Genomic DNA, 25,475 nt, shown 5'->3' with positions numbered 1-25,475 from the left:
TTTACCACAACTGTTCGTCGTCCGTATCTTTATTCTTGACTGTTGTGATTTGCTTTCATTCTTTGAATTACTGATATTTACCACAACATTGTTGTTGATGGTATAATAGGAAGAGAAAGTTGTGATTTGCTTTCATTCTTTGAATTACTGATATTTACCACAACATATCAGTATGTAGTAGGTTGAATTTCAGTAGTTTAGATCAAAAATCAGGAATTTAAAAACCCGGTTGCTTTAGCTTCCGGGTTTTGTTTTTAAAGCGAATTATTTTTTCTGGGCAGGGGCTACTGTTATTCCTTGATGCTTCTTTTATCGCATTAAAATCATCAAACGTTTTTTATTTAATAAGTTAAGGCAACACGTGGGACACCAGTTTAATAGTGCTAAAAGAAGCATACGGGATTTTTGATTTAAACTGAACCGGCTTTAAAACAGTTCTAATTGCTGCGGCGTGTTGGGTAAGGCTTTTTCTTCTTTTCCGTAAAACAGTTCCATCATGCCAAACTGCTTGTCGGTTATGGTTAAAATACAGATATGGCCTTTAGCCGGCAATGCTTTTTTTACCCGCTTAATATGTACATCGGCATTTTCGCGGCTGCTGCAATGGCGCAGGTAAATCGAAAACTGGAACATAGCAAAACCGTCATTCATAATATCCTTACGAAATTTAGTGTATATCTGCCTTTCCTTTTTGGTTTCTGTTGGCAGGTCAAAAAATACTAAAATCCACAAAATGCGGTATTCATTTAGGCGCATCCATTTAAAAAGGTAAATCTATATCATCAATTGCTGTATTATAATTGCTTTCCGCTTCGGCAGCTTTACTCAAACCATCTTCGCCCCAAGCTTTGTAATTGCGTTTTGCATCGAAGTTTTTGATAAACGGATAAGCAATTTTCCTGGCCGCGCCTTCATAACACCGTGCAAGCGAAGCCGTGGTATTTTGCAGGCCAACCATTAAAGGGCTTCGGCCTTTTTCAAATTCCACGTCAACCGTTGCAATGCTTAACAATTGAGTTTTGATGGAAGTTCCCAATTCTAAAAAGTTCTCGCCGTTATCAATAATCTTTAAAACAATCCGGTCAACATAAGGGCGATAAGGCTCCATAATATCATCGGCCAGGCAATAAGCGTTGTATTTATTACGGTGATGGATGCCGAGGGTAGGGAGCAAGCCGGAGCAAACCAGCCCGCGGGCAACAATAGCCCGCAAGATAGCGTAACCATAATTTAAAAGGTTGTTTGGCGGATCACCTTCCCGGCCACGGAAAAATTCTATTTTTTTGGGAAAAACGTTTTTTCAGTAATAAGCAGCAGCGCGGCCTTCATAATTGTCTGGATCGCCCGATTTTACCGACTTGGCCCAGTGTAGCATATTCTCATAATCAACACCGCGTTCTGCCAATACCGCTGCCTGGTTCAGTATTTTAGCCTGTATGGTTTGCTGCCAAAGCTGCTTTTTCAAAGGCTGCGAAGCATCAATCTGATAGCGGAAACGTTCGCTTTGTATATCATGCCCGTCTATGGGCAGCATCATACCCGTTGGGTGGTGCGTATGATTACAGGTGATGATGGCCGCATTGTTTTCCAGCAAAGCGGCGATACAACCATGCGTAATGGTAATTTGCTGGTGGTCTAACACCACAATCCCAATATCTTCAATGGGTACTGTTTTTACCGACTCTTTTTCGCCCAGTACTTTTAAATGAGGCAGGTCAATTTTTAACTGGCTTTGGTTTAAGCTGAGGTAGGCCGGGTTGCTGAAGTGGAGGGTGCGTTTGATCATTTTAAAACAGATTTAATATTTCCAATTCTATCAACAACTATTTTCCAGCAGATATTTTTAATCATTTGTGGTTTGCCTTTTTCATCATAAAAAACAGGTATGTTCTTAAAATCAAGCATTCGTTCACTTTTATTATTGGTGCCATGTTCGTTGTTGATTATACCTATTGAATAATTATTATGAACAAAATGTCCTTCACTGCCAGTACAACTTACAAACCTATATATACGTCCTGACTGTTTAATGCTTTTAAAATTTAAATTTTGATGATTCTCTAATTCATCTTCATTGGGTATGTAAACTAAATCATTTGGCGACAGGGTGAATAATAATGTCCCTTTTTCTAATTTTGTAGGAATAGGTGAAGATTGTCTTCTATCATCTTTTGATAAACTTGCATCTAATTTTTGATGTACAACAACCTCATTCAAAGGAACGGTTTCAAAACTTCGTTTCCCGTCCTCATCCTGATAAACAGCAAAGAAAAGATTAGTGCCTTTTGCAGCCTCAACAAATTTTGTTTTCTTATTGCCTGCCTGACCTACTGCAAACTTATTTCCTTTGGTTTCATAAGTCCGTACTTTTAAAACAGGTTGATGAAATTTTCCATCGTTTAACACAACAATATTTTTGTTCATTTCCTCAATTCCTTCAGGTGAAAAAGCAATTTCAGGATTATCTTTATTGTTTTCAAGGTGTTTCAATAATATTTTTTGAATGCCAGTATCGGTAATGCTTTCAATTCTTGCTTTATTAAAAGTAATGTCGAGGCTTACTCTGGATGCAACATTATCAGTTTCCCAATAGTAAATGCTAACTTTTGAAGTGTCTTGCCCGTTTAATTGATTGTTGTTTTCTTTAAAATGTTTTATTAATTTCTTTTTGTCAAATCCTTCTATAATAAGTTTTTGTATATATTTTCTTAAAGGCTTGTCAATAATATTTTCAGGTAATTCAAAAGCAGTAGATAAGGAAACTGATTTTGTTTTTCTTAATGAAACCAATCCTGAGACTGTGTCTTTGTGTAGTGGTTTTCTTATAGCCCAGCTCTGTCCTTTTTGCTGTTTAACTTTACCTTTTTCGCCGTCTTTTATAGTATCATATTTATTGACCGTTTTATTGATAATACGAAGGTTTTGTTTAAAGCTTACAACAATTTTTTCCAACTCAAATTTTGCTTCAGGTATAAATCCTGCCCACGGTTGTTTAAATATCCACTGATAATTTTCTGATGAACCGGCGTTGTATTTTTTATCACATAATCTTTTTCTTAAATCATTACGACCTTGCTGTTTTTGTTCTACTGATTTATTTTTTTCTAAAGCATTTTGGTTGTTTAAAAAGTTGATATGGCTGCGCGTAGCACAAGCAATCACCAATGCATCCAGTGCATGGTGTCGGTGGTCTATCCTTTTCTTTTGAAAACCTCTTTGTAAATCTAATGGAACAGTTGGAAGGTATTTTTGATACCTTTCGTTATGAGTAGTAAAATGTGTGGTATTGGTTATTTGATTTAGTCTTTCAAATCTTGGTAAGATCAATTCATTCCAAATAGCATCCATTCCCCAATCCTGTTTAAGCTTAGTAGTAATTTGTCCGTTGCTTGCCAATATATTTTTAGAGTTTGCGCCATCGTCATCTTTGTTTGACCTTACAATATTTGACAAAGCTTGCATAATAAACTTGCTGATGTAACGGGTATCATTCATTTGCCGTTCAATCATTTTTTCAGGAATATCCAATGCTAACAGTTTATTTTTCTTTGTTCGGCTTTTATCGTAATGCTGCTTTACAAACTCTGCATAAGCTTCTTCTGTAAAAACCTTGGTAGTTTTGCCCATGCCTAATTCTACAAGTTGTCCAGGATGATTCTGAATAAATTGTAAAGCGGTATGGCCGCCTTTTAAAGTATTTACAGCAGCTTCGCATATTACTTTGTTGCTAAAACTATCATCAAAATAGCGGCTTTGCGGAATAATATGTTCTATTTCATAAGCTGGAGTAAATAGCTTATTTAGTGGAATGATTTTACCCGTATAAGGCGAACGATATTTTTGTTCCAACCAAAGTTTATAACGTTGCAATTCGGAACTTGTAGGCTGCGGTTGTTTACTGATCTTTTCAATATCATCAGGAATTTCAAAAGCTGCATTTAAAACAAAGTCTTCATATATCTTCAAAATATCCTGCTGAGTAGGTGAATGCGGCCGTACACCCTCAACAGAATTATCGTTTAACATTTCTGCTAACAAAGCTTTAATGCGAAAATTAGTGTTTTCGTTTTTAGTTACTTGTTCTGTAATTCGTTTTCGTTCAGCGGCAGGATTTTTCATATCACGGCCTAATTCAATGTGGATTTCATCAAAAAAGCTCTCAGTGCCATTTCCATAACGTTGCCAAATATCTTTTACTGTTCTCAGCGTTTCGGTTATTACCTGTTCCACTATTGGGTTTTTTAAAGAATGTTGCCTAAACGATTTTAAATATTCTTCTAAGTCTTGAACTGTTTTCCATCTCCCTAAATCGCCTTTTTCAGAATGGCGATCATACACCACATACTTAGCCAGCCATTCTGGTAGTCCTTGAAAATGTTCTATTTGGGTTAAAGTTTTAGCTTTTTCTCTAACTCTTTCTTCTATCGTTTCATCTACTTCCGCATTGATGATTTTTGTAATCCTGTCTTTTGTTTTTTCGTCTATATTTTCCTCATTCCAATATTTTCCGGTACGCATTAGTGGCAATAATTTCTTTATTGCCTTTGCAGAGTAAGAACCATAGTTGCTTGGAAACGGAGGGAATTTTTTAAATGCATCGTAAAAGCTTTCTCTATCGAGGTTGTTTTTATCTGCAAAAGATTTCAATGCTTTTTCGTATTCAATTTTATCAGTTACAGAATAGATAATATGCCATAATTCTTCTTCCTTTTTTTTATTTAAAAATTCTTGTGATACGTCTTTTACCTTTTCTAACCGACCCAATATCATAGAATGGGTTTCATTACAAGGATATTTTTTATCCTCTACATAGTTCCAGCGATAGTTGCTTTCTTTCAGTTTAAAATGTTGCAGGAATGATTTTTGGTCTATTTCTTTTCGATTATTTAAAAAATTGAATAGTGCAGTCGTGCCGTGACTGGTTTGCAAGTATTTCTCAGTTTCATTAGCATCGTTTTCTCTGTTAAAAATACGCAAGTTGCTAATCCATTGCCACAACCGAAACTCTTGATATAGTGGATGTGATTTTGATATACACTTTAAAGGCTCTATTTTTTTTATACCTTCGAGTATAAATGTTCTAAACTCTAAAGGACAATTACTGATGGAACTTTTCTGACTGCGTAATGGTCTTTGATAGTATAAAATATCCTCAACAAAAAGGTGTAGAAAGTTTTTATTTGATACTGTAGCTTGATGATGTAAATTGTGTGGATATAACTCTTCTACACATTGTTGATATAGATTTATATCTTGTAAAGAATTATGCAATTTAATTTGCTTTTTCAGGATTTGCTCTAACTCAGCTTTGTAAAATTTTCTTTCGATCGTGCGTATAAGTTTACCCTTTATTTTTTGATTTGGGTTTTGTAAAAGTGCATCGTAAATATATTCGCCTACTGTTTTATCAGATTTTTCAATTTCATTTTCAGTCTTCTTCTTAAGTAATTGCCAATCATCTTCTTTTGGTGACCGAAAGCTTCTTTTTTCTTTTCCTTCTTTGTCTTTTTTAATACTGCCATCTTCATTTAAGTCAGTAGTTACAATAAAATCACGCGTTTTATCTTTCCAATCAAATAGTGGTAACTTACTTGCACGGCGATAAATCCAACCATTTTCTAAAATAACATTATACCAGATTTCGCTCTTGCCTTTTTGCGGCTCATCGGCAGTTACCTCAACTACTTTTAACGAATAAAAATTCTCCAATTTATTCGGCTTATCCTCGATCTCTTCGCCACGTAATTGATAATAACCACGCTTTTGGTTAAAATGCAAAAGCAGCCATGCCAATTCTTCTTGTTCTATTTTTTCTGTTAAAGCTTTTTTTCTTAAATAATAAATTGTCCAATCATAAGGTATCTTTGCATCTTCTCCTTTATTGTTTTTTCTGTTTAGTAATTTGGGTTGGTGTCTTCGAAAGTCTGAAAGCATTTCTTCAAAAGATTCCTTGAATATGAAGTTGCTGTTATCATCATAAACCAATCTGGTTTCTGTTTCCGGTAAAAATTGTCCTAAACGTACATCAAAGTCAATTTTATTAGCGTAATGTTGAGGTAGAAACCCAAGTAAATTTAATATTCTATGCAACCTTTCCCTGCGTAATAAATGCCGCTCCCTTAATCTTCTCGTACCCCTTAACCGTGTTCGTTCGGCTGTTTGTGAAATCGAATTACCTCTTTCAAATTCCCCTAAAATATCTTGAGACATTGGAATAATCCTACTTCCCAGACCGAGTATTTCTCCTTCGTTATTTTCAAAATCCAGATTTATAAGTGCCCAGCCGATTGAATTTGTTCCGAGGTCTAATCCAAGTGTTGTTTTCTTCATATAATTTATTTATTATTTTGGTTTTGTAATATAAATCGTTTTTCTTTGAAGTTCAAGAATAAAAGCAAATCACAATAAGGATTATTCCGTTGTGAAAACATTTAAGGCGGGGCAACTCGCCTTTTTTATTTTCCTATTTTTGCCGCAACCAAACCAGTTTAAGTTGACAGATTACACCCGCAAAAAGAAGTACGTCCAGTTCATCCGTCTCTTAAAAAGCCTGAAACACGACAGCATCCTCAAGGCCAAAAGTTACGAGGTTATCCTCACTTGGATTCGTAACAACGTGTCGCGCAGCCAGTTCCTGCTGCTTTCCGGGGTTTTGGTGGGCTTAACTTCTGGTTTGGCGGGCGTGCTGCTCAAAATGCTGGTGCATTACATCGAATACCTCATTCATAACCGTGTGCATTTTGAGGAACAGATTGCATACTATATCATTTTCCCGGTTTTAGGTATTGTGCTGACAACTTTATGTTCGATTACTTTTTTTAGCAAGGAAAAAAGGAAAGGCGTACCGGCCATTTTATACGAGATTGCACAAAACTCCAGTTTGGTTTCTTCCACCAAAATGTACTCGCAAATTGTGCAAAGCGCTTTAACCGTTGGTTTTGGCGGTTCGGCCGGTTTGGAAAGCCCGATTGCTGTTACCGGTGCTGCCATCGGTTCCAACTTCGCCAAAACTTATAAACTGGATTATCGCGAACGTACTTTATTGCTTGCTGCCGGTGCTTCGGCCGGTATTGCCGCGGCTTTTAATGCGCCAATGGCCGGAATTATGTTTGCCTTCGAGGTTTTGCTCACGGGCGTTGTTTTTACCGATTTTGTGCCTTTGGTGGTGGCAGCAGTTTGCGGCAGCTTGCTTTCCAAAATTATTTTGAACGAAGAAACCTTGTTTCAGTTCCGCACACGCCACCCTTTCGATTATAAAAACATCCCTTATTATATTATCCTGGGCATTTTCTGCGGTTTGTATTCACGCTATTATATGGTGGTTTCCCAGCATGTAGAGCATTTTTTTAAGAACTTAAGAAGAAACCGTTTGCAAAAAGCCTTGATTGGCGGGTTGCTGCTTTCTTTACTCTGCGTTTTGTTGCCGCCGCTTTTTGGCGAAGGTTATCAATCTGTAAAAAATTTGGCCAGCGGGCAGGTAGAAACTGTTATTTCGGCCAGTTTTTTAAAATATTTCCCTTATCAGCCCTGGTTTATCCTGCTTTTTTTGGGCTGCGTTTGCATATTCAAAGTTTTTGCCACTTCCATCACACTAAACAGCGGCGGTGTGGGCGGTAACTTTGCGCCTTCGCTGGTTTGCGGCGGCACCTTGGGGTTTTTTCTCGCGTCGGTTTATGTGCAATTGGGTTTCCCAAATGTGCCGATTAATAATTTACTGATTGTGGGCATGGCCGGTGTAATGAGCGGCGTAATGTATGCACCTTTGACCGCCGTTTTTTTGATTGCCGAATCCAGTTCCGGCTATGATTTGTTTATCCCGCTTTTTATCGTTTCGGTGATTTCCTTCGTGATCTCGAAATGGTTTTCGCCAATTTCCCCAGATTTGCAAAAGCTGGCCGACGAAGGGCAGATCTTCACCCATGAACACGACCGCAACTTGCTCACCTTGCTGCACACACCGGATTTGATCGAAACAAACGTCCAAACGATTGATGTTAACGCTTCTTTCCCAGACTTGCTGGAGCTGGTGCGGCAAGGCCACCGCAACTTTATCGCTGTGTTGGAGAATGGCGATAAGCTTGTCGGCATTATTACGCTGGACGATATCCGCCCAATCATGTTTAACCACGAAATGTACGACGAGCTGGACGTAGAAAAAGTAATGAAAGCGCCGCCTGCATTGGTGGATGTGCAGGACGATACACGCACCATCATCCGCAAATTTGATGATACGAATAATTGGAATTTGCCGGTTGTAAACGGCGAAAAGTTTGTTGGTTTTATATCGAAATCAACAATTTTAAACCAGTACCGGGAGTTGTTGAAGGGGTATTCGGCCTGAGGAGCTATCAGCTTTGGGCTATATGCTATTGCCAATCTACCTATGAACCATTAGCTATAAACCATCAACTATCTATGCTTCTTTTATCGGCATAAAATTAGTGTTGGTGAAGTAGGGATTCAACGGACTCAGCTTAACAGTTTTAATATGCCTGCTGTCTTAAATGCTTGTTCAAAAGCCTCACCCTAAATCCCTCTCCAAAAAAGAGGGACTTGAAAACCCGGTGTAGCTAACTCCCTCTCCTCAAGGAGAGGGCCGGGGAGAGGTAAACATTTCCACCAAAATTTAGTTGCTTTGTTATATTTGCTTTCAAATCAAAGCAATTCATAGAACTGGATAAAACTTATGCCCGAAAATACCGACAAACCCGAAAAAGTACACGTACCCGTTGTAACGCCAGAATCGCTTTCTTTTCTGGAAAAATACATCAACAATTCCTCGCCAACCGGTTACGAAGCTGCCGGACAGCAAATGTGGCTGGAATATTTAAAGCCTTATATTGATGCGCAATACGTTGATAATTACGGTACTGCGGTTGGCATCATCAACCCGGAAGCCGAATACCGCGTGGTGATTGAAGCGCACGCCGATGAAATTTCCTGGTACGTCAATTACATCACCAGCGATGGGTTGATCTATGTGATCCGTAACGGCGGCTCCGACCATCAAATTGCGCCTTCCAAACGTGTGAATATTTACACCGAAAAAGGGGTGGTAAAAGCAGTATTCGGCTGGCCGGCCATTCACACGCGCAGCGGCGGCGAAAAAGAAGAAGCGCCAACGTTGAAGAATATTTTTTTGGATTGCGGTTGCACATCGAAAGATGAAGTTGAAAAATTAGGCGTTCACGTTGGTTGTGTGATTACTTATGAAGATGAATTTATGGTGTTGAACGACCGTTATTACGTTGGCCGTGCCTTGGATAACCGCGTGGGTGGTTTTATGATTGCCGAAGTAGCCCGCAAACTGAAAGAAAACAACATCAAGCTGCCTTTTGGTTTGTATATTGTGAATGCCGTGCAGGAAGAAATTGGTTTGGCAGGCGCGGGAATGATTGCCGAATATATCGAGCCGGACGTGGCTATTATCACCGATGTTACGCACGATACGCAAACGCCGATGATCAACAAAAATACGCAAGGCGATTTGGCTTGTGGCCGCGGCCCGGTTATTTCTTATGCGCCTGCCGTTCAGCACAACGTTAATAAATTGCTGGTCGAATCCGCAGAAAAAAACAACATTCCGTTCCAGCGCCAGGCTTCATCCCGTTCTACCGGCACCGATACCGATGCTTTTGCTTATTCCAACCACGGCGTTCCTTCGGCCTTAATTTCGTTGCCGCTGCGCTACATGCACACCACGGTAGAAATGGTGCACAAAGAAGATGTGGACAATGTAATCAGCCTGATTTATCAAAGTTTGCTGAACATCCAGGACGGTCAGGATTTTAAATATTTTAAATAACACAAACTTTTAGGTGGTAAAAACAGTATGATGCTTCTTTTACCACCCTAAAATCATTATTAAAAAATCAACCCAAAAAACAATGAAACCAACCCTTTTAATACTGGCGGCCGGAATGGCCAGCCGTTACGGAAGCATGAAACAAGTGGACGGCTTTGGCCCAAACGGCGAAACCATTATTGATTATTCTATTTACGATGCCATCAAAGCTGGTTTCGGCAAAGTCAGTTTTATCATCCGCGAAGAATTTGTGGACAGTTTTAAGTCGAAATTTGAGCCGAAACTGAACGGTAAAATTGCAACGGAATATGTGTTTCAAACCTTCAACCTAAAACCTTATGGCATTGATAAAGAGATAGAAAGATCAAAACCATGGGGAACGGCACACGCAGTTTTAGAAGCCAGGAACCAAGTTCAGGAACCATTTTGTGTGATCAATGCAGATGATTTTTACGGTGCCGAAGCTTACCAAAAAATGGCTGCTTTTTTAACCAGCGAAGTTACCGATAATCATTTTTCGCTGATGGGCTATCAAATAGATAAAACTTTGTCTGAGAACGGTTCTGTTTCGCGTGGTGTGTGTAAAGTTGACAAAAACAACAATTTGGTGGAGATCAACGAGCGTTTAAAGGTTTATGAAAAAGACGGCGTAATTGTGTACGAAGAAAACGGTGTGGAAACGCCGCTGCATGATGACCCGCGCGCTTCCATGAATTTTTGGGGGTTTTCTCCGGCAATTTATGGTTTGATGGAACCGATGTTTAAGGCTTTTGTAGAAGCTAATTCAGCAGATCCAAAATCCGAATTTTTGTTGCCAAAAGCAGCCGATGAACTGATCAAATCGGGCAAAGCATCTTTCAAAGTGATCCCGACTTCGGCACAATGGTTTGGCGTAACTTATAAAGAAGACAAACCGGTTGTACAGCAAAAAATATCAGAACTGGTGGCCAACGGAACTTATCCAAGCAATTTGTGGGGATAAAACCTCATTTTTAGTCATGCTAAACTTTGGCTTGTCATTCTGAACTTGTTTCAGAATCCTTCAGGACTCTAATTTTAAGCCGGTAAAAGAAGTATCAACGAATGCTTCTTTTACCGGCTCTTTTTTTATCTTCAACCTAAATCTCAATAAAAAGGTGGGACCTTTGAAAGGTCATCGCTATTGCCTCCCTCTCCTTAAGGAGAGGGCCGGGGCGAGGTTATTTCCGCATCACAATCCAGCCGCCAACCAGCGAAAGCAAATCTTCGAAACCGCCCACAACACCATCTTTGGCGTGCAGTTTTTTGTCCACATACTTCCGCAAATAATAGCTGCCAAAAGTTACGGCCAAAGCAGAAGCGCCGCCCAAAACCAAACCTTTGGCAATTCCGGCTCTGTTTGAGCGGAACAAACCCGCGCCAGCCAAAGCACCGGAGGCAACACGTGCTGCCACTTGCGGAAAAACAATGCGGTTCGGCCCGTTTGGTATTTGATCGCCCAAAAATTCGCCAGCCGTCAACACTTTGGTTATCACGCCCGTGATTGGCGATTGCAAAAAGCCCAGTCCTGATTTGGCCAGTGCTTTACTTGGATGTTTGTTTAAAAAATAGCTGAGGACGGTAGGCGCAACCGTGGCCCGCATACCTGCAATGGCACCCAGCCCAATAGCTTTGGCAATTATTTTTTTACTGGTTTTCATATTGATTATTTAGAAGCTTAACAGGCGGCAGGTGTTATAGTTTGTTACCTTTTGGTTGATAGTTAATTGGTCATGGTTCATGGCGAAGCATTGCGGCAACTATACTTTTTGCAATGAGGGGAAATTTTGCTGGCAATCATATTTTACTGTTTTCAAAATCAGGCAAATTTTGAACAGTTTAACAGTCAGTTTTTAGGTTGAGAAAAGAAGCATTAGAAGCTGTTTTTCAGCATAATTGGTTTTGTTGCCGAAAGAAAAGCTTTATTCGGTGCTTTGCAAACCTGTTTTTTCTTGTTTTTCAATTCGTTTGCTTTGTTGTGGTGCAACTTTTGCAAAAGCTTTTACAACTCTCTTTACAAGAAGGTATTTGTTTTATTAAAAAAGATTAGCGCGATGAACATCGAACATAAACAAACACAGCCAATCAGTATCAATATCGTTTTTTTGATCCTTTTTTTAATGATCGTTTTGGGCTTGATCAACAGTTAGAAATTGGAGGATGCTTCTTTTATCAGGCAAAAATTGATAAAGGGAAAATTGTTAAGGATTAAAAACCTTATAGCTTAATTTGCTTTTACCTCAGCTCCAAAAAATTATCCTTTTCGTTCACATCGGCCAATCGGTGCGTTGGGTCTATTTCAATCCACTCCAAATCCGAGAGTTTACCGTCTAACGTTAACGTATAAGTTGGGTCCGTCCATTTCCAGGCTTGTTCTACCACACGCGGAACCAAATTTTCTGCCGGTTTATCTCCAAACATCAAATACATCGGGATGTAATGCAAAGTTTTTTTGCTGTTTTTAAACGTTAACTGCAAATCAATCGGCATCGGCATTTTGCCGTGGTTAACCAACCTGATCTTGGTTTTGCTGCCTTCCTGCCAAACGCTGTCAATACCGTAATCAATGGTTTTGGTGGTGTTGATCCAGTATTCTTTGTACCAATCCAGTTTCATGTTGCTTACCTTTTCGGCTACGCGGATAAAATCATTGGCGTTTGGATGTTTTAGGTGCCACTCGCGGTAATATTGCAGCAAAATCTGGTCGCGCGTTTTTGTTCCGGTAATGTAGCCCAATTGTTCCAAAAACACTTCCCCTTTGGAATAAGAAGAAATGCTGTAAGCGGCATTGGTTTCAAAATGATCGGCGTGCGTGGTCAAAGGTTCCTGCAAGCCCAGCTTCACCAAAGCAAAATAACTTTTGTAAGCCGATTCGTGTGGTTGTGCATTTATAACAGAATCCAAAACAGCCAAACGGGGATCTGCCGGATTGGCCGCCGCCATTTTTTTACGCCTGAAAGCAGTATAATCGCGGGTTACCAGATCTTCGGCGTAGCTGGTAAAACCTTCGTCCATCCAGGGGTATTCGCTTTCGTTTGTGGCCATCATGCCCTGGTACCAACTGTGCATCCATTCGTGAAAAACCGTTCCCAAGCTTGGCCCGTTAATCAAAGTTGCCATCGGATATTCCATGCCGCCATCGCCGCCCTGCACAAACGAATACTGTTTCCAAACATATGGGCCAAACGTTTTTTGAATGTAGGGCATTTCCTGCACCGCAGCATTCAAAACTTCCTGCCAGCGGTCGTTCCAGTTTTTAATATAGTTTTCTACATTTTGGTAAAATTCTTTTTGTGCTGGTTTTAGCGCCTCAAATTCTTGCGCCAGCTTTTTTGGGTCGCGGTTATAAATAACGTTGATGGTTTTTCCATCCGCAGTTTGGGCAGATAAATGTTTAAATTCCGGGTCGGCCGCCCACATAAAGTCATGCACGTTTGGCGCGATAAAATGCCAAGTCAAAGTATTTCCTGCCGGTTGGTTTACCGTTGTTCCTTTTGCTTCATAACCAAAACCAATTTGCTGCGGGTTTTGGAGATAGCCGGTTCCGCCGATCATGTATTTTTTATCAATCGTAATTTTGACATCATAATCACCCCAAACGCCATAAAACTCGCGGGCAACGTAAGGCGTTGGGTGCCAGCCTTCGTAATCGTATTCGCACATTTTCGGGTACCACTGGCTCATTGAATACCGCACACCGGTTTGGGGGTTATCGCGGCCGCTTCTTCGGATTTGCAGCGGAACTTGTGCTTCAAAAACCATATCAAAAACAGCTTTGGCATGTGGCAAAATTGGCTGGTTCAGATCAACCACCAAAATCGTTTCCTCGGTTTTATACTTTTGGGCGATACCGTTCATCTTCAGCGACAACACTTTTTGATAGCCGATTTCTTCGGGTTTTAAATTCAAAATCCGGTCTTTCACACGTGGGTCCCAATCTTGTTTTTTGTTGATGATGGTTTTGCCCAGTTCGCGGCTGCGCGTGTCCATCATGCTGTTGGGCTGGAAAGCGTTCCAGTACAAATGGTAAAAAACGCGTTTCAACGTATCGGGCGAGTTGTTGGTATATTCGAGTTTTTGCGTGCCGGTAAATCGGTTGGTCTGCACGTTCATGTTCACGTCAATGGCGTAGTTTACGTGTTGCTGCCAACGGTCCGATTGTGCCATAGATTTTGTAACGGAAAAAATTAGCAGGAAAAACGTAAACTTATATTTCATTTTATTTAGATGATACTGTTTTTACAGGTATAAAAACAGCATTTGCTAAAGTAGTATTATAGGTTTAAGTACACAAGCCTGAACAGTATTTCTGAAAGTTTTTAATGTAATAAATAAAACCAATTGCCCCGAATTTGTATTGGTTAAGAACGATGAAACATAAATACCTGATTTTAACCGGAATATTGCTTTTAAGTGTAACCACTAAAACCTACAGTCAAACAGGAACAGAATATACTGGCTGGCTTGCGCTTTTTCACAAGCAAAAACTTTCGGGAAATTGGGGTTATATGTTTGATGCCCAATATCGAACTGATAAACAGTTTAGCAACACCAGCACTTACTTTGTGAGGCCGGGAATTACTTATGACGTAAGTAAAAACCAAATAGCAGGAGCCGGTTATGCTTTTTTCGGAAGTTATAAAGATAATGAAAGCAGTCGGATTTATCATGCGGAAAACCGGATCTGGGAGCAGTATCAAATTGATGCAAAAATTGGAAAATCAACGTTATCCAACCGTTTGCGCCTCGAACAGCGTTTTATCAACATGGAGCAGGGTGGATTTTCGCAGCGTTTGCGTTATTATATCCGCAGCCAGATTCCTTTGGTTAAAACGGATACGAGTTTTAACAAAGGTGTTTATTTAGCTTTACAGAACGAGGTTTTTGTAAATGTTCAGCATAAAGAAAGGGCCAACGGCAATTTTTTAGACGAAAACCGTTCCTACGTTTCTTTTGGTTATCGGTTTAGTAAAAAAATAGATGCAGAGTTTGGTTATCAGTTTGTATATTCCAAGGATCGGGTTGGCAATTTGCGGAACAATGTGTTTCAACTGGCTTTTTACACTAATTTTTAGATACTGTTTTTATCGGGTAAGAATTGGTGGGTTGTTATCTTGAACTTGTCTCAGGATTGATGGCACAAAGGTACTTTTCATGTAAGATGCCGAAACAAGTTCGGCATGACAAAATCAAATTCCCAAAACCTGCTTCAACTTAGCATAACCCGCCTTGCTAACCGGAATTTTGGCGCCTGATTTCAAGATCAAAACATGCGTTTCTTTTTCATAAGGATCAATCCGCGTAATCTGCTCGACCCTAACAATGTACGAACGATGCACTCGCGTAAACAAAGCCGGATCCAATATCTGCTCAAAAAAACTCATGGTTTTGTTTTTGAGGAACGCGCCGCCAGCCGTATGAATGTTCACGTAATCATCCGCAGCTTCCAGGTAAATCACGTCCTGAACGGGGATGACTTTAATTTTTGTGCCTGTTTTTACCACAATCCGATCGTGCTGCGCAGGCGAACTGGCCGCAGTTTCCAGCAAAGCCGTGGTTTGTTCCTGTTTTTTAGGCTGATTTTCCAAAAACTTATCAATCGCTTTATTAAAACGTTCTTTGCTGAAAGGCTTCAGCAAATAATCAACCGCGTGCGTTTCGAAAGCTTTGAGCGCATATTCATCAAAAGCCGTGGTAAAAATAACGGCAGGCGCGTGGTCAACCAGTTCCAACATTTCAAAACCGTTGATTTTTGGCATTTGCACGTCCAAAAAAATCAAATCGGGCTTATGCTGCATGATGGCTTTTACGCCTTCAAAACCGTCGCTGCATTCCTGCGCCACCTGCAGTTGCGGGTATTGCTGCAAATATTCCAGCACAATAGAACGTGCAAGTGGCTCATCATCAATAACCAATACTGTTTTTACCGGCATAAATTAAGTGTTTGTTTGAAGTATTTGATTTTGTTCGGTTAACGATTGCGGAATTTTTAGCGTAATGCTGAAAAGGTTGTTTTTGGTTTCGATTTCGATCAAATCGTGCCGGGCAAACAGCAAATACAAACGTCGTTTTACACCGCTTAAACCAAAACCCGTTCCACGGTTTGGGGAAGCAGTTTCCGGATCATAAGGGTTGCTAATCGTGATCTGCAAAGCGCGGTCAACAACCAACGCATCCAGGCTAATGGTTACATCGCCAATGGTATCGTACAAACCAAATTTAATGGCATTTTCTACCAAAGGCTGCAGCAACATCGGCGGGATCAGCATGGCATCTGCCGCATCATTATGCCGCAAAACGGTGGAAAGGCGATGGCCGAAACGCACTTTTTCGATATCCAGATACAGTTGCAAATGCTGCAGTTCGTGCTGCAACGGCACCCATTGCTGTTCTTCTTTCAACGTTCCGCGCAAAAAATCAGAAAGCTGGTGGATCATTTTTCGTGCCTCGTCCGGTTTAAAACCAATCAGCGCGCTGATGGAATTGAGGCTGTTGAACAAAAAATGCGGCTGTAATTGCTGGCGCAGTTTGTACAGTTCGGCATCGCGGGCCAATGTTTCGGCGGCCAGTTGCCGGTTTTCGTTGGCTTTCTGGTCTTTCAACATGTAACGCAAAGCGCTCAGCATCGCCATACAACCAATAATCAGGAACGAAATGGAAAACCGGATGGGCAAGGATTGTATCAGAAAAGCTTTGTAGGCCGGATCGGGGATCAATTGCGGCAACAGCCATTTGCAAGCGATCAGCCAAAATAAACTCAACACCAAACACAGCACCAAAATAAAAACAGAACGGCCTTTTTCGGGCTGATAATAACGCAGGTTGTTGCTGATGAGCAGGCACGCGCCGGCAAGCAAAAGGTTGGTAACGCCGGCATCCGTGGTTGCAATTTTCCAGCTAAAACCAAAATCATTAAGCAGGTAACTTTGCAGCACAAACCAGGTAATTAAACCTGTGCCTACCACGGTGCGAAACTTGTTGAACAAAGAGGCAGGCGTTTCCAAAAATTTATTTATTTGAGGTTGATACTGTTTTTACGGGTATAAAATTGGTGTTAAAAACTTTTAATGTCCACACCGCCAAAAATAGAAATGCCTTTCAAAACCAAAACTTTCCCGCTGGTTGCCACGTCGGCGTGCGGGATGCGTTTATCGTTTACGCCGCCAAAAACCTGGGCAATATCGGCAACTACCTGCCAGTGCGGCGGAACAATCAGTTTTGTGCCACCGAAAAGCTGGACCATATCTACCACAATTTGCCCGTTGATATTAGCGTGGCTGAAATCAATATCCGTTCCGCCAAAAATATTCACAATTTCGCCGCCTTTAAAATTTTTGGAAAACACGTTTTTTTTCGCGCTGCTGAAGATAGAAAAAGTGTTCAAAAAATCTTCGTTTGATTCTGGTTGGGCAAAGGTTTGATCAGCTTCTTTTGCCGGATTGGGTTCCGGGTTTAAAAAATTATCGTTGGCAAATGCTTCTTTTACCATAGTATTTTTGGTGTTGAAATCGTAATTCCGGCGGAAGATCATCCACAAGCCAACTGCAATAATGATGACCGGCCAGCCAAAATGAAAGACATCCACCCCGGAAAATATTTTTTGGAGCAGGAACAGGCCGCCCACCAAAATCAGGATCAGCCAGGATTGGTTGTTCGGGTTGTTGGCGCGTTTTACCAAACCAACGATAATCAAAATCATCGGCCAGCTAAACAGCCAGTTTGGGAAAAAGTAAAAATCAAACTGTTTGAGCAACAAAACCAGGCCAATGCCCATAAGGACAAAACCTGCAATGGCGCGGCCGGATTGTTTTGTATGGTGGAGGTTGTTCATCGTTTTGTTTAAATGCTGGCACAAATGTACCCGAACGGCTTTAACGGCAAAACAGCAAACAGGTTAAGGCTTGTAAATATTCGGTGAACGATGGTGTTTTTCCGGCGGGATTTTTAGGATTGCCGCTCTGGGTTATAAGTTTTCGATTTCGTCTGCTGAAAGCCCGGTTGTTTTAGCAATGATTTCGATTGATATGCCATTTGCTTTTAATGCTTTCGCAATTTCTAATTTTTCCTTTGATCTTCCTTCCATTTCACCTTCCTGTTTTCCTTCCATTTTTCCGTCACCAAAAGCGGTATCTATCACACCTTTCAAATCGCGGTAGGTTTTTAAACTGTTTTCGTAATTGTTTGACACTGTATGCAATCCTGTTACAAGTTTTCAATTTCGTTTACTGAAAGTCCGGTTGATTTAGCAATGATTTCGATTGAAATACCGTTTGCTTTTAATGCTTTCGCAACTTGTAATATGCCTTCAGATATGCCTTCCTGTTTGCCTTCTAATCTTCCGTCACCAAAAGCAGTATCTATCACACCTTTTAAATCGCGGTAGGTTTTTAAACTGTTTTCGTAATTGTCTAAATCCGTATGGTCAAGGTTTGCAAGTTCAGCTTTTTCAAAAGCCTGGCTAAAAATTTCGTCTTTAAATATGGCCGGAATGGTTTGGAAGTCCTCCAGGTTTTGGATAAAATAAAGCCATTGGTCCAACCGCGTTTGCAACTCTTCTTCTGTTTTTTTGAAGTTGGGCATCTCCAGGTAAATGTAGGTCAGTTTATCATAAAACACCTTTCCGTTCTGGTTTTTTAGTTTGATGGTGTGTACAACTTCACTTTTTTCCGGCTCAGTTTCGTAATCATCAAACTTAAAATCGAGGATGCCAATGCAATAAACCGCTTTCAAGTTGTAGTTCCAGTTGCCTTTTTCGGCCTGTTCCCTAATCGGAAAAGTGGAGTAAAAAACAGTTCTTTCCCTAAAGTAGTTTTGTTTTGCTTTTTGCAGTTCTACAATCAGTTTTTCGCCGTTTTCATTCTCGCAGTAAATGTCGTAGATGGCTTTTCGGTCTGAATCGGTTTGCCCAAGCTGTTCCGTATTTTTAAAAGAAAGGTTTGCTATTTTATTGGTTTGAGGCAAAAGCGCATTCAAAAAATCAATCAATAAAGGTTTGCTGGCTTCTTCCCCAAATATCTTTTTAAAACCGAAATCGGTGAAAGGGTTGATGTATTTTGCCTTCATATTGATTTTGAATGAAGGGTAAATATATATGAAATTTTAGATTGAGAAAAGCTGGCCTAACGATCGGCTTATTCTTGCAACAAGCTGTTGATATATCTTCCTTTCGTGAATTAAACATATTGTTAGAAAATCTGGGCACAAACCAAAAAAAGAATTAAATTTTTACCCGATAAAAACAGCATCCAACTTCTGCAGCCAATACTTCTTTTACCACCCAAAATTTACGACGCACTAATAAACAAATGCAACACTTTGTTTTTTCTGTATTAAAAAGAAGTTGCGGCCTTATCGGAAGTTTCTTTTTAATTATTGTTAAGGATTTTTCTTGTCTTTTGTGGTTAAAGTAAAAGTATTCCCGTTTCGTTCTACTTTTTTAACGCCTTCTAAAATATCAAAAAAATCATCTTTAGTGTAAGGGAAAAGTCTTAACAAATTTTTTATGATAAATTCGGGAATAGGGTTAATGTGGTTTTGAAAGATTATTGGGCGAAAGAGATCTGACCGGGAATATTTGCAATGCCCTTTTTCGTTTTTAATAAATTTGCAACCTGCAAGTTCCAAAAATGATTCAAATTGAGATATGGAAATGTTGCTTAACTTTCGGGTGCCCATGTTTTTTTTACAATGCCAGTTCGATGTGGGTTGAACTTTTATTAATCCCCTGCATTGTAATTAAGTTTCTGTAGGTTTCGTTATCAGCTAACAGATCGGCCTCTATGGGTGCGGTAATTTGCTTTTTCTTTTTATTAACCGTCCATCCCAAACGTTCTAATTCATCATAAACTGTACCTTTATTTAAAACATACGTTAAAAATTCATCTATTTGAATGTTGAAGGATTGAAATGCTTCTTCTTGTGTATTGCCATAACCGGTAAGGTCTAAGGCAGGCGCGTAATGAAAGTGTATTCCATTTTCTTCCCATGTAACCGTATCAACAATAACATTTGCCCTCGCTTTATTTGCGCTAAGTTTGGCTTCAACACGATGTTTTCCCATAAAAAAAATATTTTGCTAAACTCTAACTCTAAACCTTAATACAATTATAATAATTTCAAAATTAAGCTTAAAGCTATCAATGTAATAAGTTAAGTTTAAATAATGCAATCGTTTTATAAAACTTTTTGCCTATACTTCTTTTACCACCTCAAAACTCACGGCGTGCTCATCGCCACGGGCAACACTTTTCCGTTAAAAAATTTATGTCCCGTCAAAGCAAAATCAGCAATGTATTTACCCATTTCAAAAGCCATTACCGGCGATTGGTAGCCCGAGAAAGCACGTTCCAGCATTTCGGTTTGTGCCGAACCTAAAGCCAAACAGTTTACTTTTATTTCCTGTTCGGCCAGTTCTTGCGCCAGGCATTCGGTCAAGGTGTGCAACGCGGCTTTGCTGGCCGAATAAGCCGACAAGCCAACAAACTTGGCGCTTCCCTGGAAACCGCCCATGCTGCCAATGTTAACGATGTGCGAATTTTTTGCCAGTAAAAGAAGCATCGCCTGGATCATGCGCACGTGGCCGAGGTAATTGCTTTGCAGCATTTCCACAAAATCGCTTTCGCCCAGTTGGGCAAAAGGTTTGTTGATCAAAGTGCCGGCGTTGTTGATCAGCACATCAATTTTTCCGTCGAAATGCGTTTTGATAAACTGCTGCAGATCGGCATAATCATCGTGCACAATATCAAAAGCCACGGGATATAAAATGCAGTCCGGGTTTAGCGAACGCGAAAGTTCCAACAAGCGGGCCAGCTTTTCTTCGGAACGCGCCAGGGCAATAATTTGGTGGCCGGGTTGATGAATTAATTCAATTACCGCTTCAAATCCTACGCCGCTGCTCGCCCCGGTAATTACAATATTCATAAAATCAATTTAAAGGGTACTGGTATTTGGGTTGGTTGCGGTTTCTTCATGCAGTTCATCTGCCTTGGGCAAACCTTCGTTCAGCCGTTTCGTGTTAAAAACATAATAAACACCGAGCAAAGAATTTACGGCCGAAGTAAGGTAAAACAACAAACTGACCAAAACGGCCAGGCTGGTGTCCATATTAAAATAAGGCGCAAAATTGGTGAAAATATATTCGCGCGCGCCTAAACCACCAACGGTTATTGGCACCACGGCCGACAAAGAAGAAACCAGAAACGTGAACAGGTAAGGCGAAAACTTTCCGTTAAAATGCAAAGCCAAAAGGATGAACAAAACGGTAACCACCTGCAACGATTGCACTACAACCGCTTTAGCGTGTGCTTCCCAAAAAAAGTGCGTGTAATCTTTAAAAAAGCGGTGCGCCACAAAATAATAAACGGCCGTGCCAACCACAAAAACACTAAGCGGAATGCTTAAATGGATATTGATTTGCGGCAGAAAAGCAACCAGCGCAACGATGATCAAACCAATCGCCCACAAACCGCTTAAACGGTCAAAAAATATCGCCCAAAATACTTTTTTTGCAGGCAATTTGTAACTTTTGTTGAGGAGCCAGATTTTGTAGCCGTCGCCGCCAATCCCGCCAGGCAAAAACAAATTGTAAAACAAGCCCAGAAAGTACAAGCGCAAATTGAACAAAAAACCAACTTTTAAATGGATGGATTTGAAAAAGCTGATGAGCCGAGACGAAGCAATGATTTGCGAAACAAAAAAAGTAAGCACGCCCAACATCAAATAAAGCGGGTTGGATTGCGACAACGTTTTTTTAACCATGTTAAAATCCATTTTTCGCAGTACCAAATAAAGCAGCAAACTGGTGAATGCTATTTTTAGAACGGTTTTTACAACATCCCAAAAAACCTGTTTTTGGGTTTTTGGCACGGGTGTTTCTTCGGTTTCGGTCATCTTCGTCAAAAATACTAAAATCAGGAAATTTAAAAAGACAGATTTAGGGTGATAAAAACAGTATTTAAGTTGATGGTTAATAGTTCATGGTTAATAGTTCATGGCTGAAAGCTGATAGCTGACTGCTGATTGCTCACGCAAAAATATTGTGCGGGTTCGGTCTTAATCCTATTTTTACGGCGGTAATTAAAGAAGCTAAAATGTCTAAAGTTAAAGTTGGATTGGTGCAAATGAGTTGCACGGCAGATAAGGAAACAAATTTGCAAAAAGCCATGGCTAAAATACGTGAAGCGGCCGCAAAAGGTGCGCAAATTGTGTGTTTGCAGGAACTTTTTACGTCGTTGTATTTTTGCGATGAAGAGGATTACGATAATTTTAAGCTGGCTGAAGCCATTCCCGGCCCTTCAACCGATGAACTTTCTGTTGTTGCTGCGGAATTAAATGTCGTTATCATTGCTTCTTTGTTTGAAAAACGGGCGCAGGGTTTGTACCACAATACCACGGCTGTTTTGGATGCCGACGGAAAATACCTGGGCAAATACCGCAAAATGCACATCCCGGATGATCCCGGCTTTTACGAAAAATTTTACTTTACGCCCGGCGATTTGGGCTACAAGGTTTTCAAAACCAAGTACGCTAATTTGGGCGTTTTGATTTGCTGGGACCAATGGTACCCGGAAGCTGCCCGCATTACCGCTTTAATGGGCGCCGAAATTTTGTTTTATCCAACGGCAATCGGTTGGGCGCACACCCAGGATTTGCCAACCAACACCGAGCAGTACAATGCCTGGCAAACCATCCAGCGTTCGCATGGCGTGGCCAATGGCGTGCATGTGGTAAGCGTGAACCGGGTAGGCGTTGAGGCCGGGGTGAAGTTTTGGGGCGGATCTTTTGTGGCCAATCCTTTCGGCACGGTTATTTACCAAGCTTCGCACGATGACGAGGAAGTGATTGTGCAGGAACTGGATTTGACGGAAACGGACAGCTATCGTACGCATTGGCCATTTTTGCGAGATCGGAGAATTGATTCTTATCAGCCGATAACTAAAAGATTGATTGATGAAGATTGATGAAGTTAGGAAGATTGGAACCTGAGATTTTAAAAGTATGGGTAAAATTTTCATGCTTCTTTTATCAACCTAAAATCATTGGTTCATTTCTATTTTTGCAACAATACAACAGCTAAACCTCAAGGTTTTCATGTAGAATTTAGTGTTTATAATAACACAAATAAATTTTTTCCTACGTCCAATTTTTCTTTGGTTATTTTAATTTATAATAATAGCCAAAGTCAAATTTTATATCGTATTTAGAAAACGATAAATAAATTATTTCTGCCTTTTAAAAGTATCTTTACACTCATATTTTAATAATAACAATTTTCATGCTCCAAGGCCCTCACATAGCTAATAGTTTCTACACTAAAGTTTATTGTTCAATAATTCTTAGTGTGATTTTTTGTTCGCCTTGTTTGGCTCAATCTTCAACAGTCAGCAAAAAAGAAGCTATTGTTATTGATTCCCTAATGAAAGTTTTTATGTTAAAAAATAGTGTGCCGGGTGCATCGGTGGCTATTGTAAAAAATAAAACTATTGTGTGGGAAAAAGGCTATGGCATGGCCGATATAGAAAAGTCTGTCCCGGCTACAGCTTCAACTGTTTACCGCTTGGCATCGGTATCTAAACCCATTACAGCAGTAGCAGTTATGCAATTGGTAGAACAAGGAAAAATAGCATTGGATTCACCCATTCAAAAATACGTGCCTGCTTTTCCAATAAAAAAGTATCCTATCACAACCCGTGAATTGTTATCTCACATGACTGGTATCCGGCATTATCAGGGCGATGAATTTAATATTACCCGTTCTTATAAAACACTTACCGAAGCATTAGATATTTTTAAGAACGATAGTTTGCTGCAGAAACCAGGGGAACAGCAAATCTACAGTACTTACGGTTATACACTTTTAGGTGTAATTATAGAGGCAGTATCAGGAAAAACATTTATGGATTACCTTAAAGATAATATCTTTAAACCGGCTGGCATGACTCATACTTATGAAGATGAACCATTAAAAATAATACCAAACCGATCAGCGCCTTATGATACAATTAGCAAAGGTGTTGTAGGTAATTCTGCTTACGTTAATACAAGTTATAAAATACCGGGTGGCGGTATAATTTCTGATGTTAATGATATGTCACGCTTTATGATTGCCTTACAACAGGGGAAATTAGTAAAGCCAGCAACCTGGAAACAAATGACAACAGAAGTAAAGACAGCGAAAGGCGGCCCTACCTATTATGGCTTTGGTTGGATAATAGGCTTTCCTCCGGTTCAAGGTTTACCTAATTTACCTTCTGCCGTATGGCATGGTGGCGTTCAGCAAGGTTCAACATCGGCCATTCTGATGCTGTTGGATAAAGGTATTGATGTAGTTATCCTTTCAAATTTGGGAGAGTTAGGTAACGAAATAACAATGACTACCGCACTTATCGCCTCTTCTTTAAGAAATAAAAATTAAGGGTTGTTAATAAGCGGTTAAAATATCTAACACTATTTGCTATACCCCAATTTTATCATTTGCAAATCACAAAACCTTGGGCAATTTAAATTTGAAAGTAGTTTCTTAAGCAATACTATCAATAAAAATGAATGATAATATATCCGATAATCCTTTAAGCTTTCAATCTTCCAGACTTCAGGATTTTCCTGAAAATTATTTTTTTCCGGCCGAATGGGAAAAACACGAAGCAACCTGGCTGAGCTGGCCGCATAAAGAAGCTTCGTGGCCATCGAAAATCGGGATGATTTACCGGCAATATGCGGAGTTTATAAAGATTGTGGCTGAAGGAGAATTGGTGCGCATCAACATGATGGACGAACAAATGGAAGCTTTTGCCAAACAGCAATTGCTGGCTGTTGGCGCGGATTTATCCAAAATCCAGTTTTTTTATTTCTCCACCAATGATGCCTGGTGCCGCGATCATGGCCCGGCGTTTTTGGTCAACCGCAATGCTTCTTTTACCCCTAAAAAATTGGTGTTGGATTGGGGCTACAACGCCTGGGGCGGCAAATACCCGCCGTTCAATTTGGACGATGTGATCCCTACAAAAATTGCGGAACATTTTAATTTGCCGGTTTACCATCCGGGAATTGTGATGGAAGGCGGTTCGGTAGAGTTTAACGGAAAAGGAACGGTGCTGACGACAACTGCCTGTCTCCTCAACCCAAACCGAAACCCGCACCTCAACCAAAACCAAATTGAAGAATACCTGAAAAAATATTACGGCGTACAGCAGGTTTTGTGGCTGGGCGATGGCATTGTGGGCGATGATACCGACGGCCATATTGATGACATCACTAGGTTTGTAAATGAAGATACGGTTGTTACTGTTGTGGAGGAAAATCCCGCAGACGAGAATTACCACCTTTTGCAGGAAAACCTCGAAAAGCTAAAGCAGATGCGTTTGTTGGATGGACGCAAATTGAACATCATCGAATTGCCAATGCCTGCCCCGGTAATTTGGGAAGATACGCGGCTGCCGGCCAGTTACGCCAACTTTTACATTGCAAACAAGGCAGTCATCGTTCCTACTTACCGAGACAAAAACGACGAAAAAGCCTTGCAAATTTTGCAGCAATGTTTCCCTGACCGAAAAGTAGTTGGTATAGATTCTACCGATATTATTTGGGGCTTGGGCAGCTTCCATTGTTTAAGCCAGCAGGAACCGGCGGTGTAATGATAGAATCGCAAACTGTA

At 40.3% G+C, this 25,475-nt stretch carries 20 protein-coding genes and 1 pseudogene; 7 read left to right on the top strand and 14 right to left on the bottom strand.

Annotated elements, in window-relative coordinates:
• Window positions 1-426 precede the first annotated feature (426 nt).
• The 3 genes and pseudogenes from cas2 to cas9 all read right to left on the bottom strand — a co-directional run bounded on the left by cas2 (window position 427) and on the right by cas9 (window position 6,330).
• Window positions 427-756 (bottom strand): CRISPR-associated endonuclease Cas2, encoded by a 330-nt coding sequence (gene cas2, locus V5804_RS15735; protein ID WP_369592358.1) that lies wholly within the window; start codon window positions 754-756, stop codon window positions 427-429.
• A 4-nt stretch (window positions 757-760) separates the two neighbouring features.
• Window positions 761-1,786: pseudogene (gene cas1 / locus V5804_RS15730) on the bottom strand (type II CRISPR-associated endonuclease Cas1).
• The gene (gene cas9 / locus V5804_RS15725) at window positions 1,783-6,330 is read right to left on the bottom strand and encodes a type II CRISPR RNA-guided endonuclease Cas9 (RefSeq protein WP_369592357.1); all 4,548 of its coding nucleotides are present in this window, start codon (window positions 6,328-6,330) and stop codon (window positions 1,783-1,785) included. Before cas9 ends, cas1 begins: the two are co-directional and overlap by 4 nt.
• Before the next feature lie 163 nt (window positions 6,331-6,493).
• On the opposite strand from cas9, the gene V5804_RS15720 reads away from it, so the two are divergent.
• The 3 genes from V5804_RS15720 to V5804_RS15710 all read left to right on the top strand — a co-directional run bounded on the left by V5804_RS15720 (window position 6,494) and on the right by V5804_RS15710 (window position 10,787).
• Window positions 6,494-8,341: a chloride channel protein gene (locus V5804_RS15720; RefSeq protein ID WP_369592356.1), complete on the top strand. Its 1,848-nt coding sequence runs from the start codon at window positions 6,494-6,496 to the stop codon at window positions 8,339-8,341.
• A 345-nt stretch (window positions 8,342-8,686) separates the two neighbouring features.
• Window positions 8,687-9,805, top strand: coding sequence for a M42 family metallopeptidase (locus V5804_RS15715; protein WP_369592355.1), 1,119 nt, complete (start codon window positions 8,687-8,689; stop codon window positions 9,803-9,805).
• 82 nt (window positions 9,806-9,887) lie between these two features.
• Complete coding sequence (locus V5804_RS15710) at window positions 9,888-10,787, top strand: NDP-sugar synthase (protein ID WP_369592354.1); 900 nt, start codon at window positions 9,888-9,890, stop codon at window positions 10,785-10,787.
• 217 nt (window positions 10,788-11,004) lie between these two features.
• Here V5804_RS15710 and V5804_RS15705 read toward each other — a convergent pair whose 3' ends face one another.
• On the bottom strand, window positions 11,005-11,484 hold the full coding sequence (locus V5804_RS15705; protein WP_369592353.1) for a DUF4126 domain-containing protein: 480 nt from the start codon (window positions 11,482-11,484) through the stop codon (window positions 11,005-11,007).
• Window positions 11,485-12,058: 574 nt separating this feature from the next.
• Window positions 12,059-13,990, bottom strand: coding sequence for a M1 family metallopeptidase (locus V5804_RS15700; protein WP_369592352.1), 1,932 nt, complete (start codon window positions 13,988-13,990; stop codon window positions 12,059-12,061).
• Between the two features lie 203 nt (window positions 13,991-14,193).
• Between V5804_RS15700 and V5804_RS15695 the strand changes: the two genes are divergently transcribed.
• Window positions 14,194-14,898 (top strand): DUF2490 domain-containing protein, encoded by a 705-nt coding sequence (locus V5804_RS15695; protein WP_369592351.1) that lies wholly within the window; start codon window positions 14,194-14,196, stop codon window positions 14,896-14,898.
• A gap of 114 nt (window positions 14,899-15,012) precedes the next feature.
• On the opposite strand, the gene V5804_RS15690 is transcribed toward V5804_RS15695, so the two are convergent.
• From V5804_RS15690 to V5804_RS15650, 9 genes are all read right to left on the bottom strand, one after another.
• Window positions 15,013-15,756: a LytR/AlgR family response regulator transcription factor gene (locus V5804_RS15690; RefSeq protein WP_369592350.1), complete on the bottom strand. Its 744-nt coding sequence runs from the start codon at window positions 15,754-15,756 to the stop codon at window positions 15,013-15,015.
• Window positions 15,757-15,759: 3 nt separating this feature from the next.
• Window positions 15,760-16,827 (bottom strand): sensor histidine kinase, encoded by a 1,068-nt coding sequence (locus tag V5804_RS15685; protein WP_369592349.1) that lies wholly within the window; start codon window positions 16,825-16,827, stop codon window positions 15,760-15,762.
• A gap of 50 nt (window positions 16,828-16,877) precedes the next feature.
• Window positions 16,878-17,654, bottom strand: a complete 777-nt coding sequence (locus V5804_RS15680) for a DUF5668 domain-containing protein (protein WP_369592348.1) — start codon at window positions 17,652-17,654, stop codon at window positions 16,878-16,880.
• A gap of 132 nt (window positions 17,655-17,786) precedes the next feature.
• The gene (locus V5804_RS15675) at window positions 17,787-17,969 is read right to left on the bottom strand and encodes a hypothetical protein (protein WP_369592347.1); all 183 of its coding nucleotides are present in this window, start codon (window positions 17,967-17,969) and stop codon (window positions 17,787-17,789) included.
• 56 nt (window positions 17,970-18,025) lie between these two features.
• Window positions 18,026-18,886, bottom strand: coding sequence for an Rpn family recombination-promoting nuclease/putative transposase (locus tag V5804_RS15670; protein WP_369592346.1), 861 nt, complete (start codon window positions 18,884-18,886; stop codon window positions 18,026-18,028).
• 312 nt (window positions 18,887-19,198) lie between these two features.
• Window positions 19,199-19,447 (bottom strand): hypothetical protein, encoded by a 249-nt coding sequence (locus V5804_RS15665; protein ID WP_369592345.1) that lies wholly within the window; start codon window positions 19,445-19,447, stop codon window positions 19,199-19,201.
• A gap of 58 nt (window positions 19,448-19,505) precedes the next feature.
• Window positions 19,506-19,883, bottom strand: a complete 378-nt coding sequence (locus tag V5804_RS15660; protein ID WP_369592344.1) for a hypothetical protein — start codon at window positions 19,881-19,883, stop codon at window positions 19,506-19,508.
• 155 nt (window positions 19,884-20,038) lie between these two features.
• Window positions 20,039-20,743, bottom strand: a complete 705-nt coding sequence (locus V5804_RS15655; RefSeq protein WP_369592343.1) for an SDR family NAD(P)-dependent oxidoreductase — start codon at window positions 20,741-20,743, stop codon at window positions 20,039-20,041.
• A gap of 9 nt (window positions 20,744-20,752) precedes the next feature.
• The gene (locus tag V5804_RS15650) at window positions 20,753-21,712 is read right to left on the bottom strand and encodes a lysylphosphatidylglycerol synthase transmembrane domain-containing protein (RefSeq protein WP_369592342.1); all 960 of its coding nucleotides are present in this window, start codon (window positions 21,710-21,712) and stop codon (window positions 20,753-20,755) included.
• 200 nt (window positions 21,713-21,912) lie between these two features.
• Here V5804_RS15650 and V5804_RS15645 point away from each other — a divergent pair, with 200 nt between their 5' ends.
• The 3 genes from V5804_RS15645 (at window position 21,913) to V5804_RS15635 (ending at window position 25,455) form a co-directional block, all read left to right on the top strand.
• Window positions 21,913-22,782, top strand: a complete 870-nt coding sequence (locus tag V5804_RS15645) for a carbon-nitrogen hydrolase (protein ID WP_369592341.1) — start codon at window positions 21,913-21,915, stop codon at window positions 22,780-22,782.
• A gap of 314 nt (window positions 22,783-23,096) precedes the next feature.
• Complete coding sequence (locus V5804_RS15640) at window positions 23,097-24,236, top strand: serine hydrolase domain-containing protein (protein ID WP_369592340.1); 1,140 nt, start codon at window positions 23,097-23,099, stop codon at window positions 24,234-24,236.
• Window positions 24,237-24,363: 127 nt separating this feature from the next.
• Window positions 24,364-25,455, top strand: a complete 1,092-nt coding sequence (locus V5804_RS15635) for an agmatine deiminase family protein (RefSeq protein WP_369592339.1) — start codon at window positions 24,364-24,366, stop codon at window positions 25,453-25,455.
• Window positions 25,456-25,475 lie beyond the last annotated feature (20 nt).

The sequence above is a fragment of the Mucilaginibacter sp. genome, assembly GCF_041088075.1.
GTDB lineage: Bacteria > Bacteroidota > Bacteroidia > Sphingobacteriales > Sphingobacteriaceae > Mucilaginibacter_A.
The sequence above is the reverse complement of the archived record's forward strand: the minus strand, read 5'-3'. Positions and strand labels throughout refer to the sequence as shown.

Bases quoted from the DNA above. Each gene is read 5' to 3' on its own strand.
- V5804_RS15640 (WP_369592340.1), top strand. From the start codon at position 23,097: ATGCTCCAAGGCCCTCACATAGCTAATAGTTTCTACACTAAAGTTTAT.
- V5804_RS15705 (WP_369592353.1), bottom strand. From the start codon at position 11,484: ATGAAAACCAGTAAAAAAATAATTGCCAAAGCTATTGGGCTGGGTGCC.
- V5804_RS15645 (WP_369592341.1), top strand. From the start codon at position 21,913: ATGTCTAAAGTTAAAGTTGGATTGGTGCAAATGAGTTGCACGGCAGAT.
- V5804_RS15690 (WP_369592350.1), bottom strand. From the start codon at position 15,756: ATGCCGGTAAAAACAGTATTGGTTATTGATGATGAGCCACTTGCACGT.
- V5804_RS15660 (WP_369592344.1), bottom strand. From the start codon at position 19,883: ATGGGAAAACATCGTGTTGAAGCCAAACTTAGCGCAAATAAAGCGAGG.
- V5804_RS15710 (WP_369592354.1), top strand. From the start codon at position 9,888: ATGAAACCAACCCTTTTAATACTGGCGGCCGGAATGGCCAGCCGTTAC.
- V5804_RS15670 (WP_369592346.1), bottom strand. From the start codon at position 18,886: ATGAAGGCAAAATACATCAACCCTTTCACCGATTTCGGTTTTAAAAAG.
- V5804_RS15695 (WP_369592351.1), top strand. From the start codon at position 14,194: ATGAAACATAAATACCTGATTTTAACCGGAATATTGCTTTTAAGTGTA.
- V5804_RS15715 (WP_369592355.1), top strand. From the start codon at position 8,687: ATGCCCGAAAATACCGACAAACCCGAAAAAGTACACGTACCCGTTGTA.
- cas2 (WP_369592358.1), bottom strand. From the start codon at position 756: ATGCGCCTAAATGAATACCGCATTTTGTGGATTTTAGTATTTTTTGAC.
- V5804_RS15700 (WP_369592352.1), bottom strand. From the start codon at position 13,990: ATGGCACAATCGGACCGTTGGCAGCAACACGTAAACTACGCCATTGAC.
- V5804_RS15655 (WP_369592343.1), bottom strand. From the start codon at position 20,743: ATGAATATTGTAATTACCGGGGCGAGCAGCGGCGTAGGATTTGAAGCG.
- V5804_RS15650 (WP_369592342.1), bottom strand. From the start codon at position 21,712: ATGACCGAAACCGAAGAAACACCCGTGCCAAAAACCCAAAAACAGGTT.
- V5804_RS15680 (WP_369592348.1), bottom strand. From the start codon at position 17,654: ATGAACAACCTCCACCATACAAAACAATCCGGCCGCGCCATTGCAGGT.
- cas9 (WP_369592357.1), bottom strand. From the start codon at position 6,330: ATGAAGAAAACAACACTTGGATTAGACCTCGGAACAAATTCAATCGGC.
- V5804_RS15635 (WP_369592339.1), top strand. From the start codon at position 24,364: ATGAATGATAATATATCCGATAATCCTTTAAGCTTTCAATCTTCCAGA.